Below are 18,776 nucleotides of genomic sequence, written 5' to 3'. Positions count from 1 at the left end.
AGATAGATGCATAAATTGGAACTCTATTGAAATAGAAAGAAATCCTATAAAAGCATTAGTGGAAGCAGCAGATAAAATTCTATGGAGTATTGCCGTAAGTAAAGTTTTTGCTAGGGAGGAGACTGATTACCTGGAACTTGATGGTAATGAAATTTATGCCGCAGCTATACAGGAAATTGCTCCCAGTGAGTTTCTAAATATAACTATCTCAAAGTCTATGGGAAACCGAGATACTCGTCTTTTAAACGATCTCATAAACGAAGCAAAAAAAATCTGCAATCTTAAAGTGGCATTCGTATTTCCAAGCAGTTGGTCTATTAGAGCAAAACCAAAAGTTAAAACATTCATAGATAAGCTTTCGAAAGACATCAATGAGCTACTTAATCATTTGCAACCGGACGGAAAACTGAAATGGGTATTTCTTTCTTTACCTGTAGAAGATGAAAGTACCAGCCCACTCTTTTCACTTATTGGGCAATTGCATAAAAATATGATATCAACATACGGTAAAAATAAAGGTAGCTGGAAAACCAAAAGTGGTACGATATTATTATCGGGTCCGACTGGATCTGGGAAATCATATGCCGCACGCTTGTTATCCTCTCATCAAATTAATCAACCGTTTGTAGAAATTAATCTTTCATCGATAAGTGAATCTTTGCTGGAGGCACGGATGAAAGGCTATGTTAAAGGTGCTTTCACCGATGCGAACAAAGAAGGACGTGCAGGCTGGTTTGAGGACGCAAACAATGGTGTATTATTCTTAGACGAATTCCAATCAGCACCCGTAACATTTCAGGCTCAATTACTTGATTTATTAAGCGCTGTTTCAGACAACATTCAGGTTGCTCGTATTGGCGATGATAGCAACCGAAAGTCCTTCAAGGTGAAAGTTGTGTTAGCTATTAACGAAAATATAAGCGCATTACTTCAACAAAACCGTCTACGCAAAGATATCCTTTACCGAATTCGTCATATAGAGTCATTTCCTTCTCTGAGTGAAAAACTTAAAGTAGATCATGAAAATAGATATTTAAGAAATCTTTTATCCACTTACCTATGGAAAAGTTTAGAAGCTGTTACCTTTGAAGATATTCTAGAAGGAAAAATAGAAAAAATACTATCTTATTTTCCAACTCTTGAGAAAGATGCATTACTGGAACTACGTAAACATGAATGGGAAGGTAACTTTCGAGAGCTTGAAAGAGTTGCTTTTGACTTATTTGATGAACATAAAGAAAACCCTATGTCCATAATAACCTCAGAGAAGGTGAAAAATGTAATTAAATACTGGGAATCCCAAATTACAACTTCATCTTTAAACCCAAGTTTAATTAATAAAAATGATTCAGAAAAAGCAAAACTTAATGATATACAAAACGCATTAAGGTACTCGGATTTCATAATAAAAACAGCTTTAAATGGTGATTATCAATCATACTATCGCTCAAGACCACCACTTAAAAAATACTTAAATAAAAATAAGGACTTACTTGATCATGATATTTTGAACGATTCTCGAATGATTAAATTTATGAAAAACAATGTTTAATATTAATTATCTACCTGTTAATGGGAGACTAAACTTTTCAGTAAAATTAAGTTTGACAGGGTAACTCAACATTCGCTCAAGTGGATTGCAGCGTTATGGCTAGTAAGTATTACGAAAAGTTAAAAACGGATAATGATGCGCTGAGCAAAGTATTTAATTTTATGCTCTAAGGCACTAGAAATTTACGAATATCAAGTACAGAATATTAGTTGGCTTAGATGAAAATTATCGCTAAATTAAGATTAACTGAAAACATACACACAGTAATGCAGATGTAACCTTGGAAAAAACATCTTTACGCAAAGAGGACCAACTCTGACATATGAAGAACTGATGTTCGAATGTAATAAACGATTATGCATAACAAGCTTACCCCACAAAATACTAACGGGTTAAGTTACAAACTTGTAACTAAAACATATCATTATGGTAAGATATTAGAATTTATTAGGAATATAATGCAAAAACATATTGGTAGGTTTAGTTATAATGCTAACGCTTCCTTATCGTATAAGCAATTGGCTGAATCAGATGAGAAGGTTGCAATACTGTTGTTTGAAGTTGGGTCTTATAGAGAATCTTGTTACCACATACTACAAGCAATGGAAAAGTTAATTAGAGCAAAAATATTTACTTTAGTTGATGCGAATAATAAGTTTTTTAGGGACAAAAATAGAAGCCATTCAGTGGAGGATGCTGTTAGCTTTTTAATTGAAGTGGTTAGCTCGAATGAGACTATAAAATCTCAAGTTAATCAACAATTAAAGAAACATGTTTTAGGTATAACACGGTATAATCATCTGCATAATAATTTAAGATACCCAGTATTTTTTGAAAAACAAAATTCTTACTCTTTACTAGAAATAACAAAAGAAGATACAAGAGATTTACTTAACCGCCTCAATTTGCTTAAAGCCTTCATTCAAGACATTGATAGTATAGCTAACGTTTAGATACTAAATTATGCTTGAGTTTTTAGTAGAATATAAGATAAGTTATGAATGACTTAACTCTTCACAATCAACACGCTTTTCTTTTATGACTAGTATTATTTTAGTGTGCAGAGGCATTAATAAAGCGAATGTGGACTTCCCTGCTTTCGCTAGGCAGTTCTTAATTCAGAGTAGTAGCTTCCTCAAACTTAGCAGGTGAAACACCGCCTGTATGCGAGTGACGTTTTTTCGGATTGTAAAGCATTTCTATAAAATTAAATATCTCTGCTTTCGCATCATTACGTGTTGAGTAAATCTTCCTTTTAATTATCCGCTTTTTAATCGTTGCAAAAAAGCTTTCAGCAACTGCATTATCGTGACAATTCCCAGCTCGACTCATTGAGGTTTAAGGTTATGTTCTTTCATAAAGGCTAAGTAATCAGCGCTACCATACTGGCTTCCCTGATCACTATGTACCATTACGTCAGCTTTGGGTTGGCGCTGATAAACTGCCATGAGCAATGCTTTAATTACTAAGTGCTTGTCCATGTTTTTATCCATCGACCAGCCTACAATGCGCCTAGAGAATAAATCCATGACAGTTGCTACATATAAGAAGCCTTCATAGGTTCTCACATAAGTAATATCACTTACCCAAGTTTGATTCGGCGCAGGAGGATTAAACTGACGAGCTAGCAAGTTATCTGCAATGCGTGATGTTTTACCGCCTTTAATATGGCGACGTTTATAACCTATTTGCGCTTTGAGTTTATGTTGGCGCATGATCTTAGCTACGCGATTAACACTACATTGCTCACCAGCTTCACGTAAATCTGCGTGTATCCAAGGACTACCGTAAGTGCCACCACTGGCAACGTAAAACTCTTTAATAAGCTTAAGCAAACGATTATCTTCGATTGCTCTATCACTCAATGGCTTCTTTAACCACGCATAAAAGCCACTGCGGTGTAGCTTAAATAGTTTACACATCGCAACAATAGAAAACTCATTTTGATGCTCACGAATAAAAGCGTACTTTACTCGGGTTGCTGGCAAAGTACCTTGCGGCCTTTTTTAGAATGTCGCGTTCCTCCGTGACACGTTTTAGCTCGGCCTCAAGCTTGGCGATCCTTAGCAGTTCATCTGATGATTTGGTTTGTTTGGGTTTCTCTGATAACTGGCTTCGCCAGTGATATAACGTTTTGGTACAAATATCTAATCGTTCTGATACTTCAGCAACTGAATAACCACGTTCAGTTATTTGTTTAACTGCTTCTATTTTAAATTCTTGGGTATACCGTTTGCCTTTGCTCATAAAACACCTCTAATTAGAAGTTACAATGTAACTGATTGGGTGTCTAGCAAACTCTGGGAAGTCCATATTGGAGCCGAGAACAAAAAAGGACATTTGCAAATGATTTTGAAAATCTCATTGCTGTAGAAGATAATGCAAATCAGTCTAAAGTCGCGAAACCACCACAAGAATGGATGCCATCAAGTAAATTATTTCATTGCGAATACTTAAAAAGATGGGGCTATATCAAAACAAAATATGCTTTAAATGAAAGTAAAGTTGAAAAAGCTTTTATTCATAATGTAATCGAAATGAACAATTGCCATTAATTAATACCTATCAAACTTTGGAAAGTATCGCTAACGGATGACCAAAACCACTGCACTACTTCAAAACTGCTCATTTTGAAGAGATGAATGAATCTGAGATCAGATACAAAGATTCTAAAACTGTGGCCAAAATTAGTTGACCACTACAATCCAGATGATTATTCATTGCAGCAATACGTATATGAAGAACGAGTAGAGGCTAGATAATTTAGAAACTCAGACCTTTGACAGTTGGTGAGGTTTACATACTTTTTCCGCAAATCTGACTAGGTGCATGATAGCACCTCTAATTAGGTGGCCAAATTAGAGGTGCCACTACAATACCGGCTTATAATCTTAAAGTACAAACGGAAGTAAACTTCCGGTTTCTAGGCCAATATTGCTATATTTCGGAAGCAAACTTCCGTTTATAGGGTTTCAGAGGTAGTTATAGGAAATATACTTATGTTTTTTGATAGCTTTAATCTAGATAGCTATATGAGCAACCTTTCGAGGTTTTATTTTGGCTCTCTCCAGCCACTCGACAACATAAAATATTGATAATAATTGGTAAGGTATCCTACCGTGTCGGATGGCGCTTCGCTTATCTGACCTACGCAGGCATAAAAGAGTCACTAATATTGCTTTAGATTTTTGATTTTATTGGTAGCCCCTGCAACCACCAGATTTACACCTTAAGAAATTGATTTATAATAATTATTAGATCAACCAAAAAATACGGTGTAACAAAAAACCATTGTCAGCCTATTGTGCTCTTTTCACAAATTTAAGTACCCTAGACTGTTTATTTCCCCTTAGAGATAGCAAAACCAAAAATTAGTAATGTAATTATAGTGATGAAAAGACCAGTAGCCTTAATCGCATAATTATTATCAATTTGGTTATCACTTAAACTTACCATAGGTAGTTCCTTATCACTTATTAAATCAATAGTACCTTCAGTCTCATTATATTCTGATTGATAGTAAGGATTCTCAGTATGGTTATACTCATCCAAATCGTAAGTGCCATCATATACATCGCCCATATACTGGTCGCTTTCATCATTCTGATTAGCAGATGTATTAGAACTATTCTTAGTCGGCTTACTATTCAAGGCACCTTCCGCCAGTACCTCATCACCTATTGAATTAACAACATTTTCAACTTCATCAAGCTCAGATTGGTAGTAAGGATGATCCATATGGTTATTCATGCCTGAATGATAGGTATCATCATATACATCGCCATTATAGCTATTACTCTCACCTGAGTAGGATGTACTTCCTAAATCCCATTCATATTGCCTAGCCCTTGTACCGTCAGTACCTGTATGTGGGTTTACATTCCCTCTAGTTGTCCAATTATTGTTAATTGAACTATCTGGTGATGATCTGTAATGAGGTTTTACATACGTTCCATTTTTTTTATAGTAACCTTTAACTCTTACATCTTTTGCCAAAACAACAAAAGAAAAGGCAAACGAAAAAACTACTAGCAACTTAAATAATAATTTTATACTCAACTACATTCTCAACTTATTTAAATAGTGCTCAAATCAGACATAATATCTCGCGACTCAACTACAACAAGCTCTCACATGACGGGGACTTGATATTCAAAGGATCCATTGGCATCTGTGAGTGGTAAATCCAATTGTCTCTATTTTTAATTAATCTAGTATCGCAGCTATTAAAGTAGTTATATGTCGTAAATGCTTAAACTGGTTACATTCATACCACGCTTATTTAATTCGGTTATCTTTGTTATTTTCTATTACTATTAAATCCTGTGAGCCTAATGCTATACAAAAGTTTTGTGACTCGACATCATCGTCCTTACAATTTAACGTATTATTCTCAATACCATACTGTAGGAACATCCCTATCATACGCTGAACTTCGGCAAAGAGCGAAAACTAGTCATTCAGGATTAATTGGCATTAGCTAAGCGATACTAAGAGAACACTTTCCCTTTTTACAGAGTACAACAACCTCTGCTGAGCATAATATTTATGGCTGGCAATAAGTTACACTATTTGCTATTAATATAAGCCCATAAAATAAGGACGTTTCGCGCTAAAATAGGGAAAGTGTCCTCAGCTCAGATAAATCTGTTAGCTATTTCAATCAACTGTAAGGATACACATGAAGCACTTAAAAGTTTTACCTCTGATCGCTAGTGTAATTATTACCACTGGCTGTAGCACTTCAGAACATGTAGGTAACTATTTTCTTCAAACCCAATTATACGGACTATGGCATTGCAGTTTATCTTTTGAAGAAGAAGGGGGGAAAGTGGATCTTGATTATGAGGTCAATTATGTGCGTAACGGTAAATCAAATAGTTACGGCACTTTAATTTACAAAGCACATGAGTTACCGGAAATAGAATATTCAATAGCTACCAGTGCAAACTGGGAATACCAAAATGGGTATTTAATCGAAACGTCTACAGAAATAAAGTTAGTAAACTTAAGTCACCCTAAATTTGATGAGTTATTGAACTTGGAAAGTCTAATGCCACAAAATATTAGTGAATCATCAGAAGTATTAGTACTAAGTAATACTCTGCTAACGCTTAAATCAGAAAGCGATGGTATCGTTTATAGCTGTGATAGAGTTGTACACAAGAGCTAACAAGTAATTAATAGGAATAAAGACAGTGGGCTATCTCACTTCGCTTATATTTTAGCCTCTTTATTGAGGTTATAGTTTTTATCTAAACTATAGAATTATAAAACGATCTAAGGAATTTAAATGAAATATGGATTAATTATATTAGTATTATTATCGAGCAGTGCATTTGCTAACAATGAGCTATCCGTTTGTGAATCACATCAATCAAAGTATGAAAAAGAAAGTTGTTTAAATCAGCTCATCGAAGAAAAAAAACGAGACTTAAGGATTATTACGGCTGAAGTAAATGCTATTGTTGTTAGTCAAGAAGAGACTGGTATTTCTCGAGGTCTAGGTAAAGAATTCTCTCTGAATACCGAAAATTTTAAAACCTATTTAAATTCCCATTGTTCGCTTTATTTAGGTGCTATCGGTGCTAATATGGGAACCGGTTCAGTGGTTGCAAATATGGAATGTGAATATGTTATGTTAGAACAAAGAATTAAAGCTCTTAGCTTCATCAAACGATAAACTAACAAGGTTAATGTTGCAGCGTACACTATTGACACAAACAGAAGTTTGAACAAATAGCCCAATTACCTATTCATGAAACTTAATCTTCTTTGCTTATTGAGTGATTTTTCATTGTTTAGGTAATTGTTCTCTTCTATTACAAAAGTTTAGCTTTTTCAGAAAGCTATAACTATATTAATGAGGCTATAAATTTTGTAAACGGGGTAATATTTTTCTCTACACTTGCCACTTCTAATGCCGCTAAGTACTCACTTCTTTGCTTTTACTGTATTCATTCATTAGCTTTTACTGTATTCATTCATTAGCTTTTACTGTATTCATTCATTAGCTTTTACTGTATTCATTCATTAGCTTTTAGTGTAGAACTAGCAATATTTCCATCATAAAATTTCTCACCTTTGCTTACCAAAGCCCCTCAGTATCTAACGTTGTATAGAGCCTATGACCTTCAAAAGTAAAATAAATAGACAGATCAGAAGGCGCTAATCGCCTTATTTATCTTCCATAATATCTTTAAGTGCAATGCGTTTTAGCTTAGTGCCATCGCGATACCCTTTTACTAACAATTCATCTAATACGGCGCCAGTGTAGAAGGTATAGCCATTTTCTTCATCAACGGGAAGCTCATATACAGAGCCTGATATTTGGGGCCAAATCCAGTAATTCCCACAGGGTGATAAGTGAGGTAGAACCATTGAACCTGAGCTTACTCTCCATTCATCATCATTTCTCCACGAACAAAACAACACATAGCAGGGTTTGCTATCAATAGTTTGAAACGTTAAAACAACCCAGCCTTCTGGCCTATGTTTCATATGAAGCTCCATCTCTTTAACATTAAAAATAAGTTCAAAATCTCCATTAACCTTAACTTAATAAACGAGAATAACCCCCTTTATCTTAAAAAAGATACATAAGAGCAACAAGCACACATTAATACTGCGTTCACAAAAACAACAAACACAACCAATAAGCTGCATTTTCGGCGATTTTACCGTGAAAATCAAAGCAAGCTTGAAGAAGTTAGTGGAGAGGTCAGACCAGTTTATTCTTCTTTATTTTTGCATTATCTGCAATCATAGCGACTGCCTTTTAAAAAGAGTCGCCTTTGATGGATTAAGCAATGCAAATTTCAGCGGTTAAAAATCAAGCGTTCCATTGAGTATTAGTTAGCACTGGGAATTTATTTGAAAGCGCGATACTTCAAGCAAAAAATTGAAGCTTTTAGTCGCGATTAGCAAGGCAGAATAAATTAAGAAACCTTTATATTATTTCAAAGATAAAAGTTTCTTAAAAATAAGTAATTTGCTCATAGAAAAAATATTGGACTTAACTTTTTAATTTTGAAGTGAGATAAACCCTTGAAAAAAATACAAAATATTCATCGGCTCCAAGGATTGATAAGCCTAATTATGACGAAAGGAATATTATAAAAATGCTTACAAACACCAACCTAAGCACAATAAAACCTTTTAATTTAACGGTTATTATCTATAGTGTAAAGACATTTATTTTTTGGGAGGCGAAATTATGACGGTTACAAAGACGAATGCTAACGTTCACAGAGGTCGGTTTGTTATACGATTTTACTCCCAAAAAAATCAGTGCGTACTTAATCCCGAGTCATTTCAGGAGCTGATCCAGGCATTTAGATTGGAATGTGACCCTAATGTGAAGATGTTTGCCACCCAACCTGAACAAATTGAAGTCACTATAGACAAAAAAGTTCGTCGATATACACCCGACTTTTTAGTCCTATACCGTTCCGGTTTCGCTGAATATATTGAAATTCATCATGAATCACAGGTGGATGACAACTATCGCTCCAAAATTCACCTTTTTAACGAATACACTCGAAAAACGGCACAAATAGGTATACGGCTCATCATCGTCGATAAACTTAATACCATTTTTATGGCGAACCTGAATCTGATCACAATGTATTACTCAGAGCCATCATTTCCATTAACAATACTTCCTACTGGAGAACTAACCTTCGGAGAACTCATCGAAAGTTTAGAAGGTATTGCTAGTTGCCCGATATCGGAGGCGTACGGGCTCATTGCTTCAAATGTATACAACTTCGATATGCAAAAGCCATTAACCGTCTCTACCATTTTGACGCGAGTTTACTTCGGATGATGGGATATAGTGCGGGCACCGACATTACTAATAGATACGGTAACGTTGAGTCTATTAAGTTTGCTGACAGTACAGGAATAGTACTTTCAGGTGATGGCAAAGAGACAAAACAACGTCTATTACCTCGAAAAGAGTTTGAAAAGTCCCTCGATGCTCAAGTCTTTTTATTAAGAAGCTCAAAGCACCCACATATTGAATTAACTGAATATCAAAAATCAACCGTTGCTTCACGGTTGATTTACATGTCTATGCTGAAAACGCTGGTTAGTGAGGGATACCCTGCTACAACCCAGGAAACATATAATGAACTCATAAAACGAGTCGAAAGTGAACATCCTGCAACTATTGCCACAGTCCACCTTAAATGGAAAACAGTTTGTCGTCATTGGCGCTCATGGGTTCAATCTGATTTTAATGATGAGGCGCTTGCTGAGCAAAAACGCACTAGTGATGTAAGGCTAAATGCGGCCACTGAAGCCTTCCTTCAGCACTATGTCTCTACCGTTTATTCGTGTAATAACTCCACTTTTAAAGGCGCATATTACAGAAATTATAAATTAGAAGCTAAAAAGGCGAGCTTAAAAAATAATGATATTAAAATTGCATCCCAACGCACCTTTTACCGGCGGTTAGGAGAACTCACTGATGCTGAAAACGTTGACAATTATAAAGGGCTTTCACCAGCAGAAATGAACAAGCGACTGACAACACTACGCAAACGAATTAAAACCTATTACGCAATGCAGCGCGTTGAATGCGACCGTGTAGTGCTGAATATGTGTTTAATTGATGACAAAACAGGTCAACCTACACCACCTATTTCTTTGTATGTAGCAATAGACGTATACACACGAATACCTATCTCAGTTGTGCTCAGTTTTGAAGCTGAAAATGCTGCAGGTGGGCTTAACCTTTTACGTCAAATTTTTATGGCGGATAGTAATCTTACAATGAGTGGCCGTAAACCGACTGCATTAATTATGGATAATGGCCCTGGGTTTAATAATCGATTGGTAAAAAAGGCTGCGGAGCGACTTGAGTTGAATATTCATTATACGCCATCAAATCAGCCAGCTAAGAAACCATTCATTGAGTCATTTTTTAACGTATTAAGAAATCACTTTTTTTCAGGTATGAAGATTGAGACGCAAAACGGAGAGTCGAGTATTGGATTTCAAAGTTATTCTGGCAAACGTACTAACCCGAAAACACTCGACACAATTCCATTAGCTAAACGCGCGGATATAAAAGTATCTGACTTTAAAAAGCTTCTGAATATATTTATAACAGAATACATACACATAGAGCATGAAAATGCTCGGCATATTCCTATCGAAAAATGGAAGCAGTCAATTATCGATACGCCTATGCCTACATTTACATATGGTCAGCTACAACACTGCTTCCACGTGTCCCAAGACAAGGCAGCATATAAATTACAGCAACGTGGAACTGTCAGGTGTTTGGGCCAAGATTATTCCAGTTATGAGCTGAAAAAACTCTATGCTGCTACTAAAACAGACATGGAACTAGGTGAAAACCCCTCTGTTTCTGTGTTTCATGACAAGCTAGATGCGAGAAAGGTAACAGTTCAAGCAACACTGCCTGGCGAAGACAAACCAGTGGAAATAATCGCTGATAATATTGACCTTTATGATGCAGCATTACCTGTCAGTTTTTCTGAGTTAAATGGCTCTGATACCCTGAGCCAATGCGGAATTTATCAAGAGCATTTCTCTCATACTCCTATAGGCCACTATGTTGGTCAAATAACTGAATTTGTCAAGAAAAAGCCCACACGTAAACAGCGTAGAGGCCCAAAAGTAGCATCTTTTAATGAAAATACGAAAAAGAGCTTTTCCATTGAGGAGCGAATAAAAGAATCTCATAAGGTTAATGCCCTTAAATCCCAAATTTCGCACTCAGGTGAACAAGATACTTACGCTGATACGATGGTGAGCCAGACTAAAGAAATGGCTCCAACTCGCTCTAATGATGAAGGAAATGAAAAACAATGGTAGCTATGCCTAGTACAATTTTCGCATGTGACGTACAAAAAAAGATATGGCAGAGGATTGCGGAAACCCACAATATGTATTACGTCCCATCAGAGGATAAACGAGCTCAACTTATTTATGGTGCATCCGGTGCTGGCAAGACGTATATATTAAAGCAGTATCACGCTCAATTTATACCTGTTACCACGCCAGAGAAAACTACAGTGCCAGTCTTTTATGTGGCTTTTAAGGAGTTTAAAAAAAGTACTGCTGAGATAACTCGTTTTTTAATCTCAGAGCTAGACGGAACAACACAAAATGCTCGTGCCTCTGCAGCTGAATTGGACTCTCAACTTGTCACACTGCTCAAAGAGCTAGAAGTAGAGCTAATCATTTTGGACGAAATTCAGAATATTGCCTCGAGTTATGATGGGATAGAGTTTCAACGAATTATTAAATATTTTTGCTACCTTATCGATAGCAACAAAATCCGTTGTTCAATTGTTTTTGCAGGCACAAGTAGTGCTAAGCGCCTTATTACATTTGGTAGGACTGCCGGTAAATTTGACGATGACGAGCAGATGTCTCGCCGACAAATGCGCCCCATTGAAATTAACCCAATCCTTCCTAGAACGAAAAACTGGGTTGCTTGTTGTAATTGGTTCATTCAACACATTGGATTGCCAGTCTTAACAAAAGATAAGCACAGCGAGCTATTTGACCGTATTTATCTTGCTTACAGCGAGCACACTATGAGTACGATGCGCGATTTGTTTTTACGTAATAACACTCGAAAAGCAATGAACTATGAACAGCTTCTAGAAGCTTTATTTGAAAACTTTGAGAAATATGCAATTGGAGCTATCAACCCATTTGATTATGAACTCTTAACTAAAGAACAATTAGATGCATATATAAATGAGCAAGAAAAAAATCTTAGAAGTCAGCTCCATGTACGTAAACCATATGAGTCAGTGAGGTTATCCTAATGCGCTTCCCAATAACACCCTCGTACTACGAAGCAGAGTCAGCTATTGGTTATGTACTTCGCTTACTTAAAAGAAACGGTGTAAAATCAGAGTCTCGCGTACTAAATAAAGCTATGCTAACCAGTATTATCAAAGGTAGGTCAACAAAGCACGAACTCCTTGATCACCTTATTCCTACTACTCGCACTTTATCATCATTAAGGATAAAGTGCTGGACACATGCGAGATTGCTAACGCCACAGGTTTGTACAGATTGTGTTAACCAATATGGGTATTTTAGGACCCAATGGCAAAATCCGTTTTTACGCCACTGTATTATTCATGAGTGTGCCTTGTTATCCGAATGCCCTCATTGCAACGCACCACTGCAATTTACTATTAATCTTCTAAATGGCTGCTGTACATCACCTTTGTGCGGCTTACGTTTAACACACATGCCATTGAATGAGCTATTAAAATCACAAGAACAAGTCCACGATGCATACCTTATAGCGAAGGTGATAGTAGACAATAGCAATACACGAACGAGCTTCCCGCCAAAGGAGATTACCTCTACATTATTGAATAAAGCGGCTGATATTCTTAATAGTCCAGATAGTGCTAGATTGTTCTTAAATGAAAGGGCCAAACGAGTACCAACAGATGTGCCGTTGAATATTGAATTTCACAAAATTGAAATTATTGTCCAGAATTTGCTATGTGAATGGGGGTCATTATCCACACTATATGGCATGTATAATAGCGAGTATATTCGTTCAAATGATCCTATGACTCAACTTTGGTTTGAAGCTCAAACAGCCTCCACTATCATCGGCATAACATTTAAACAAGTCGTTACTTTACATGAACTTGGATTAATACGATCTGATTCTAAAAAGGCCTTGAGAACGGATACTCGCGTTGAAATATCAGGCATTTATACCTTTTTATCCGAATTCAGTCACGATAAAGATTACGCTCCCCTTACTGAGCAATATCGTTTAATGGCTCTCCACAATATCTGTATAACAGATGTACTTATAGCCGCTAAAAATAAAGATTTATCAATAGTGTATAAACCTTCCTCAGACTTGATGCATTCCATATACGTCTTGCCTGAAGCATTCGACACCTTTTGTAAGTTACATACTCAGCTTATAAGAGATAAAACGATGTCAGTTGCAAACGTAGCTGAAGTCACCGGTATACCAAAGGTTGAACTAATGAGATTGATTAATACCGGTAAGCTCAGACCCGTTTACATTCATGGCAGTGACTCAAAACGTATATATAAGAATGACACTTTGAAGTTGGCGAAAACACAAAACAAACAGCTATCACTCGGCATTTAGCATTTTATGACCACAACTTTAATTTTTTAGATCGAGACTTGTTCTCTGTCTATGTTCTATTAATAACAATACTGACAGTTGACCAAGACTAACCGACTAAATACCAATAAGTTTATTTTCCCCTCTTTTAATTAAGGTTTAGTAAATTCATCTAAAGCTAAACCTTAATCACACCACATTTAAACTAACTCAACATTGTAAATGGAGCTTTGCATACCTGCATTTTAGTTTTCACTTAAAGGGCATCATTTTTCTTTATCCTAAAAACCCATTTTCTACACGATTTACTACACTTTTACTAAGTAAATATTAGCCTATAGTGTTCGCCACTAATTCACCGAATACTGAATCTACTTAATTAAGTGTCCATTAAAATAAAGTTTGAGTTCTACAGCGGCAGAATGAGAATTTTCGAGGCGGGATGAGAACTTTTTGGCTGGATGAGAATTCGTCTTGGAGCAATTTTTAGCTGTAAATAATTCTCAATTTAAGAGGCGCAGTACCCATAAAAATACAAGCTAAGTTATTGTTTTAAAATTTTATTGCTTGGCTGAGATTCTCAAGTTAAATGGCACTGATCATTTTTGGCCAGCGCCACTTAAATTGAGAATTCGCGGCAGCTTGAGAATAGTTTGAACTTCAAGCAAGGTCTGGCGTTTAGATTGAGATTTATTAACTAGAGTCCATCTTAAATCTAAGTAAGATTAGGTTTAGGTAAATATTTGAATGATTGAAAATTAATTACATTAAGTCTGAAGAAACCTTAATGTATAAATATAGAATTAATGCGTGCGCTATTTCTGGTTTGTGCCATGAGCGGACGTTCGTAACGCCGCCTTAATCTGTGAGTGAACGTGTGCTTGTTTGAGCGGAGAGTTCGGCACGCGTTTGGAATCAGACTTAAAGGCTTTGTTAACCGTCAAAATCGATGATTATAAGAACACTCTTTGCTGTGTCGTAAAGAACCATAAGTGAATATACAAAAACACCAATAATGGCAACATTTAGAAGTAGTTCAGCATTTTCCATAGCAATAATATGTTCTGAACCTTTAATACTAAGTATGCTGATCGATATGACGACCAGTGCTATTTGTTCTTTTATTGATAGTAACATTTGGTCACGAGTACGTTTGAAACAACCAGCACTACCTTTAGAATCAACCATTTCACGAACTTTAGTCAAAACAATACCCATCGTAGTAGCGTTAATAGCTAGCAAAGCAATGAGTATCGTAAATAGGTTTTGTGCTAAAAACGTATGTAAAAACTCAGACCCAAGCCATGAGTTTGTCAGCTCAGCAATGAAGCCAACCCCTAAGGCAATGAATGTGGTTTTTACAACGTGTCCTATCATTTGAGCAACTCTTTTAATACTTGGGCAATTTGTTCCGCATTACCCGTTAATTCCATTTCACCCAACGATATTTCTTTGACTGTGCGGGAAGTCTGATGATGTTTCTTAATGCCATCAATCTTAAGTGAAATATTACCTCCCCCCTCACTACTATAGTCAACCAAACCTTTCAACGCAGAGTTATCCTCTTCAAGATGCAGTGCTGAATCAGGCTCAGATTCAATTTTCAAATTGTTTCTTGTCGAGTTTGTACACTTTGCAAACAACTTAAGATCATCAGGTAATGTCCCTGAGATATTTGCCATATTTGGAGTTATTATTTCAAAATCAACTGATTTTACTTTGCCACGATATTTTCGTAATAAAGTCCAAAATTGTTTTTTTTCAAATAATGGTTCGTATATAGCTCGAAGTTGAAAATGAGTTAACTGCGGCTTTATTTTTTCTAGTATGAGTTTTGCTACGGTTTCACACTTTGCAAATGCAGTTGTTCTTTTTTGAACAGCTATGTACTGCTTATCGGGATGGTTCCAGATCGCAACGAGAATGGACGGCCAACTATCGATTGTTTCATCTTTGAAATCACGCGTTTCTCTATGAAGAGTCTTATTGTGGGCAATTCGATACAAGTAAAAATCACCGTGATGAAGTAATTGCTTGACCACAGTCTTATGCCGTTTATTTGAAAAGTCTGATTGACCCAGCAAAGCTTGAGCAAAAAACTTGTTTTTATGCTTGATCAATTCTTCAACATTATGAACTCCGTTAAAGAAGTCACCTTGAAAGTATCGGTCTACAGGAAGAATCTGATACCTAAACAACTCAAATGTGTTCGTTTTACTACTCATAATACTCCGAGATTGTCCCTTGACGGTTAACAGCTTTATCAGAGGACACTTTCCCTATTTTAGCGTGAAAACATCCTTATTTTATTAGCTCCTATTAATAACAAAAAGCATAAGTTATTGCTAGCTATATATATTATGCTTAGGATGGGTTATTTCATCATGTAGAAGGGGGAAAGTATCCTTTAGCCTTACTTAGCGGGCGGCAAATTTCCAGAATGACAGCTGATCGCTCCAAGCCGAACTTCGGCAAAGTGCCATGAGCGGTCATTGATAGCGCTTACCTAACAGGCGCAAAATAGCTGGCTAAACTTAGCAATGAAGGAGCGCAGCCTTCTGTTTTGCGTCCCTTGGTTTAGGCACTTGTTATAAACCTTAGTGCTCTACACCTACCCGCAGTTTTGCAATTTCGAAAGAAAGTACAAAACCAAATGTGGCAAGAAGACCTAAACACTTTCCTCTGTCATCTTCACAGTCTTTAAACTTGTCATGCATGTCAGGTCGTCGTTTTTTTACGTACAATTCAGTTTGTATTAGTTCTCGATACTCAAATCTGGGTTTAGTGACATCGTGAGCCAATGAATTTCTTAACTTCTTTATCTCATTCAAAGGCTGGATTAACTTCCGATAATCTTCAAGATCCTCACCCTCTTCAGGTCTGTAGACTTTTAAAAAATCCTTAAAAACATCTATTTTAGAACCCAACATCTTATTTTCGATATCGTCATCAATGACTCTGAGGAGATTGACCAACTTATGCTCAATTAGCAGCACAATAGTAAAAAACATACCAACCAGTTCATAATCTTCTTTTTTTCGCTCTCTCGCCCATTTATTCCCTTCAACCATGAGCTCTTTTAATTTTTCACCAATATCAATTGGTTCGTCTGATTGAATATAACGAATTGGTTTGTATTCTTTTTTCTTTTTACGTTTGTAATAACCAAACATGTTTAAAAGCTTTTCCACGATTCCTCCAAAGGCAACGCAGTTGTAACAGCCAACAGTTTTTTGTCCGCGTTTACGACTTTATTATGCATTTTTTAAGCTAGAAATTGCCATCTTGATCGGTTCTAATCTTATTTGATGCATCTCAGCTATAACTTTTCTTTTATCTGTTTTAACGATAACGAAACCCTCTTTAGAATCATCAGCATATAGTTGAAAGAAATAAGGCAACTCTTTTATGAGTAAGTATGCCTTTATTACTGCTGATACCTGGTCGTCATTTAGCAAACCGACCTGATTTAATAAAGTATCATAAACATCAGTAAAAAGAGTTTTTGGAATATGAGCATTAGAATTTATCGGCTGGCTCAATTGTTCAATTCGTGTCTCAAATGATGATTGGTTTATTTCCAATTCAGAGAGAATAGCAATCCTTACGCTGTCTATTTTCGAATTAAGCTCACGTTTATGCTGTTGCCTTGAAAAAAAACCATTTGCCAAGATTGTCACAACAACCCCTGAAAAACCTAAGAATCCAGCAATTAAAATTTGATATTTTTGTAATAAATCACACATGCAAACTCGACTTTAATCCATAACATTTTAGTATTTATGCGACACGCAGTTTGTGTTGCATAATCGCTTGTTGGACTGAGGCGCTACCTGCTCGGTGTGTCAGAGTTGGTGTTATTTATGCTATGGGAATTTGCTTTTTATGACCTTAGCGATATCAAGCCAGCTTTACTGGCGTGTCTATCGTATCTAAGCTATCCCTGCGTTACTCAGCGTTTATTATCCACCTATTAAACCTAATGTTTCGCCGTTAAGCAATGATCTTTTTCTCACGCACAATCGCGACTAGCCTGAGTAGTTAAGCAGGTTAACTCATTGATTTAATGCAGCAAGCAAGGCTGCTAACTCGTTCGCGCTATTTTATTTGTCGCCACATCTAAATTCATCACACCAATAAACCGCGAGATGCCATTTAACAGTGAGGGCTATGGATAAATCAAAGATGATGTAATGCTTAATCGCTTTTGACTGGCCGGTTATCGCTCTTTCCTGACTATCAACTCATTGCTAAAAGCTAACTTTATTACTCCCGAATAAATTAACTATATTTGTAGTGGTCAATAATATTTACCGCACAAAAGTTTTGTGGAATAATGCCCGCCTCTTAGGGGAGTAGCCCGCTCAGTAATGAGTAAACTTATCAACATAATTGCACCTCATGTGCATGGTAAGTTTGTAATGTTGTAGCAAGCGTTATCGGCGAGACCTAGGTAGACACTATCCTCATGGCGGGAGATAGTTGTTTGCCTTGGTTTAGTATTCCCGCCTGTAAGAATCAATAATGGAAGTTTTTTTAACCTCAACCGTCACTGTCACACTTGCCGAAATAGGCGATAAAACCCAGCTATTATCGCTCCTGTTAGCCGCCCGTTTTCGTAATAAAGGCGCGCTTATTCTTGGTATTTTAGCCGCAACCTTACTCAATCATGGCCTATCAGCGTGGTTTGGGCAGTGGTTAAGTAATAGTTTTTCTTCTGAATATTTACCTTGGCTTGTAAACATCAGCTTTATTGTTGTTGGCCTTTGGCTATTAGTTCCAGACAAAGACGAAGCTGTAAGTAGTAAATACGATAGCTACGGGGCTTTTTTAGTCGCTTTTGTATTATTTTTTATTGCAGAAATTGGTGATAAAACACAAGTAGCGACGGTGTTGTTAGGCGCACAATATCAGTCTGTGTTTTGGGTAACAGTAGGAACTACGTTAGGTATGCTAATTGCTAACGTGCCTATTATATACGCTGGTAATGCATTACTAAAAAGAATATCTCTAAACACCGTACGTGCTATTGCTGCTTTTGTGTTTGTGTCATTAGGTATTTATGGCTTAGTTACAATTTAATCAATATTAAAGCTCGCA

The 18,776-nt window shown here is 36.4% G+C and carries 16 protein-coding genes and 1 pseudogene; 10 read left to right on the top strand and 7 right to left on the bottom strand.

Features of this window, described 5'->3' with window-relative positions; all coding sequences use genetic code 11:
- Together P20429_RS20100 and P20429_RS13640 are read left to right on the top strand one after the other, a co-directional pair.
- A partial coding sequence (locus P20429_RS20100) for a sigma 54-interacting transcriptional regulator (RefSeq protein ID WP_139047176.1) occupies window positions 1-1,552 on the top strand: 1,552 nt, incomplete at its 5' end.
- A gap of 458 nt (window positions 1,553-2,010) precedes the next feature.
- Window positions 2,011-2,505 (top strand): HEPN domain-containing protein, encoded by a 495-nt coding sequence (locus P20429_RS13640; RefSeq protein ID WP_007581854.1) that lies wholly within the window; start codon window positions 2,011-2,013, stop codon window positions 2,503-2,505.
- Window positions 2,506-2,665: 160 nt separating this feature from the next.
- Here the strand turns inward: P20429_RS13640 and P20429_RS19300 are convergent.
- Window positions 2,666-3,799, bottom strand: a pseudogene (locus tag P20429_RS19300) (IS3 family transposase).
- Window positions 3,800-3,852: 53 nt separating this feature from the next.
- On the opposite strand from P20429_RS19300, the gene P20429_RS21040 reads away from it, so the two are divergent.
- Complete coding sequence (locus P20429_RS21040; RefSeq protein WP_370494014.1) at window positions 3,853-4,107, top strand: DUF1524 domain-containing protein; 255 nt, start codon at window positions 3,853-3,855, stop codon at window positions 4,105-4,107.
- 784 nt (window positions 4,108-4,891) lie between these two features.
- Here P20429_RS21040 and P20429_RS13650 read toward each other — a convergent pair.
- Window positions 4,892-5,611 carry a hypothetical protein gene (locus P20429_RS13650; RefSeq protein WP_007581851.1) on the bottom strand — a complete coding sequence of 240 codons (720 nt, stop codon included), beginning with the start codon at window positions 5,609-5,611 and terminating at the stop codon, window positions 4,892-4,894.
- Window positions 5,612-6,233: 622 nt separating this feature from the next.
- Between P20429_RS13650 and P20429_RS19295 the strand changes: the two genes are divergently transcribed.
- Together P20429_RS19295 and P20429_RS13655 are read left to right on the top strand one after the other, a co-directional pair.
- On the top strand, window positions 6,234-6,725 hold the full coding sequence (locus P20429_RS19295) for a hypothetical protein (protein ID WP_033026471.1): 492 nt from the start codon (window positions 6,234-6,236) through the stop codon (window positions 6,723-6,725).
- A gap of 120 nt (window positions 6,726-6,845) precedes the next feature.
- On the top strand, window positions 6,846-7,235 hold the full coding sequence (locus P20429_RS13655) for a hypothetical protein (protein ID WP_007581849.1): 390 nt from the start codon (window positions 6,846-6,848) through the stop codon (window positions 7,233-7,235).
- A 494-nt stretch (window positions 7,236-7,729) separates the two neighbouring features.
- On the opposite strand, the gene P20429_RS13660 is transcribed toward P20429_RS13655, so the two are convergent.
- Window positions 7,730-8,053 (bottom strand): hypothetical protein, encoded by a 324-nt coding sequence (locus tag P20429_RS13660; protein ID WP_007581848.1) that lies wholly within the window; start codon window positions 8,051-8,053, stop codon window positions 7,730-7,732.
- 715 nt (window positions 8,054-8,768) lie between these two features.
- On the opposite strand from P20429_RS13660, the gene P20429_RS13665 reads away from it, so the two are divergent.
- Genes P20429_RS13665 through P20429_RS13680 form a run of 4 tightly spaced genes read left to right on the top strand, consistent with a single transcriptional unit; the run spans window position 8,769 to window position 13,697 of the window.
- On the top strand, window positions 8,769-9,380 hold the full coding sequence (locus tag P20429_RS13665) for a TnsA endonuclease N-terminal domain-containing protein (protein WP_007581847.1): 612 nt from the start codon (window positions 8,769-8,771) through the stop codon (window positions 9,378-9,380).
- Window positions 9,377-11,401, top strand: coding sequence for a DDE-type integrase/transposase/recombinase (locus tag P20429_RS13670; protein ID WP_081473428.1), 2,025 nt, complete (start codon window positions 9,377-9,379; stop codon window positions 11,399-11,401). Before P20429_RS13665 ends, P20429_RS13670 begins: the two co-directional genes overlap by 4 nt.
- Window positions 11,395-12,366: a TniB family NTP-binding protein gene (locus P20429_RS13675; RefSeq protein ID WP_007581845.1), complete on the top strand. Its 972-nt coding sequence runs from the start codon at window positions 11,395-11,397 to the stop codon at window positions 12,364-12,366. Before P20429_RS13670 ends, P20429_RS13675 begins: the two co-directional genes overlap by 7 nt.
- Entirely contained in the window at window positions 12,366-13,697 is a 1,332-nt protein-coding gene (locus P20429_RS13680) for a hypothetical protein (RefSeq protein WP_007581844.1), read from the top strand. Before P20429_RS13675 ends, P20429_RS13680 begins: the two co-directional genes overlap by 1 nt.
- A 912-nt stretch (window positions 13,698-14,609) precedes the next feature.
- On the opposite strand, the gene P20429_RS13685 is transcribed toward P20429_RS13680, so the two are convergent.
- The 4 genes from P20429_RS13685 to P20429_RS13700 all read right to left on the bottom strand — a co-directional run bounded on the left by P20429_RS13685 (window position 14,610) and on the right by P20429_RS13700 (window position 17,422).
- Window positions 14,610-15,053 carry a hypothetical protein gene (locus P20429_RS13685; RefSeq protein ID WP_007581843.1) on the bottom strand — a complete coding sequence of 148 codons (444 nt, stop codon included), beginning with the start codon at window positions 15,051-15,053 and terminating at the stop codon, window positions 14,610-14,612.
- Window positions 15,050-15,901 (bottom strand): hypothetical protein, encoded by an 852-nt coding sequence (locus tag P20429_RS13690; RefSeq protein ID WP_007581842.1) that lies wholly within the window; start codon window positions 15,899-15,901, stop codon window positions 15,050-15,052. The genes P20429_RS13685 and P20429_RS13690 overlap by 4 nt, the downstream gene beginning before the upstream one ends.
- A 372-nt stretch (window positions 15,902-16,273) precedes the next feature.
- Window positions 16,274-16,867, bottom strand: a complete 594-nt coding sequence (locus tag P20429_RS13695; protein ID WP_139047174.1) for a hypothetical protein — start codon at window positions 16,865-16,867, stop codon at window positions 16,274-16,276.
- A gap of 63 nt (window positions 16,868-16,930) precedes the next feature.
- A complete protein-coding gene (locus P20429_RS13700) occupies window positions 16,931-17,422 on the bottom strand; it encodes a hypothetical protein (protein WP_007581840.1) in 492 nt (163 codons plus the stop codon).
- A gap of 778 nt (window positions 17,423-18,200) precedes the next feature.
- Here P20429_RS13700 and P20429_RS13705 point away from each other — a divergent pair.
- Window positions 18,201-18,758: a TMEM165/GDT1 family protein gene (locus tag P20429_RS13705; protein ID WP_007581839.1), complete on the top strand. Its 558-nt coding sequence runs from the start codon at window positions 18,201-18,203 to the stop codon at window positions 18,756-18,758.
- Window positions 18,759-18,776: the final 18 nt, after the last annotated feature.

Source organism: Pseudoalteromonas sp. BSi20429 (assembly GCF_000238895.1).
In the GTDB taxonomy this organism is placed as follows: domain Bacteria; phylum Pseudomonadota; class Gammaproteobacteria; order Enterobacterales; family Alteromonadaceae; genus Pseudoalteromonas; species Pseudoalteromonas arctica.
The sequence above is the reverse complement of the archived record's forward strand: the minus strand, read 5'-3'. Positions and strand labels throughout refer to the sequence as shown.

What these genes read in the sequence shown, in the direction of transcription:
- P20429_RS13640 (WP_007581854.1), top strand. Translation starts at nt 2,011, where the DNA reads ATGCAAAAACATATTGGTAGGTTTAGTTATAATGCTAACGCTTCCTTA.
- P20429_RS19295 (WP_033026471.1), top strand. Translation starts at nt 6,234, where the DNA reads ATGAAGCACTTAAAAGTTTTACCTCTGATCGCTAGTGTAATTATTACC.
- P20429_RS13655 (WP_007581849.1), top strand. Translation starts at nt 6,846, where the DNA reads ATGAAATATGGATTAATTATATTAGTATTATTATCGAGCAGTGCATTT.
- P20429_RS13660 (WP_007581848.1), bottom strand. Translation starts at nt 8,053, where the DNA reads ATGAAACATAGGCCAGAAGGCTGGGTTGTTTTAACGTTTCAAACTATT.
- P20429_RS13665 (WP_007581847.1), top strand. Translation starts at nt 8,769, where the DNA reads ATGACGGTTACAAAGACGAATGCTAACGTTCACAGAGGTCGGTTTGTT.
- P20429_RS13670 (WP_081473428.1), top strand. Translation starts at nt 9,377, where the DNA reads ATGATGGGATATAGTGCGGGCACCGACATTACTAATAGATACGGTAAC.
- P20429_RS13675 (WP_007581845.1), top strand. Translation starts at nt 11,395, where the DNA reads ATGGTAGCTATGCCTAGTACAATTTTCGCATGTGACGTACAAAAAAAG.
- P20429_RS13680 (WP_007581844.1), top strand. Translation starts at nt 12,366, where the DNA reads ATGCGCTTCCCAATAACACCCTCGTACTACGAAGCAGAGTCAGCTATT.
- P20429_RS13685 (WP_007581843.1), bottom strand. Translation starts at nt 15,053, where the DNA reads ATGATAGGACACGTTGTAAAAACCACATTCATTGCCTTAGGGGTTGGC.
- P20429_RS13690 (WP_007581842.1), bottom strand. Translation starts at nt 15,901, where the DNA reads ATGAGTAGTAAAACGAACACATTTGAGTTGTTTAGGTATCAGATTCTT.
- P20429_RS13700 (WP_007581840.1), bottom strand. Translation starts at nt 17,422, where the DNA reads ATGTGTGATTTATTACAAAAATATCAAATTTTAATTGCTGGATTCTTA.
- P20429_RS13705 (WP_007581839.1), top strand. Translation starts at nt 18,201, where the DNA reads ATGGAAGTTTTTTTAACCTCAACCGTCACTGTCACACTTGCCGAAATA.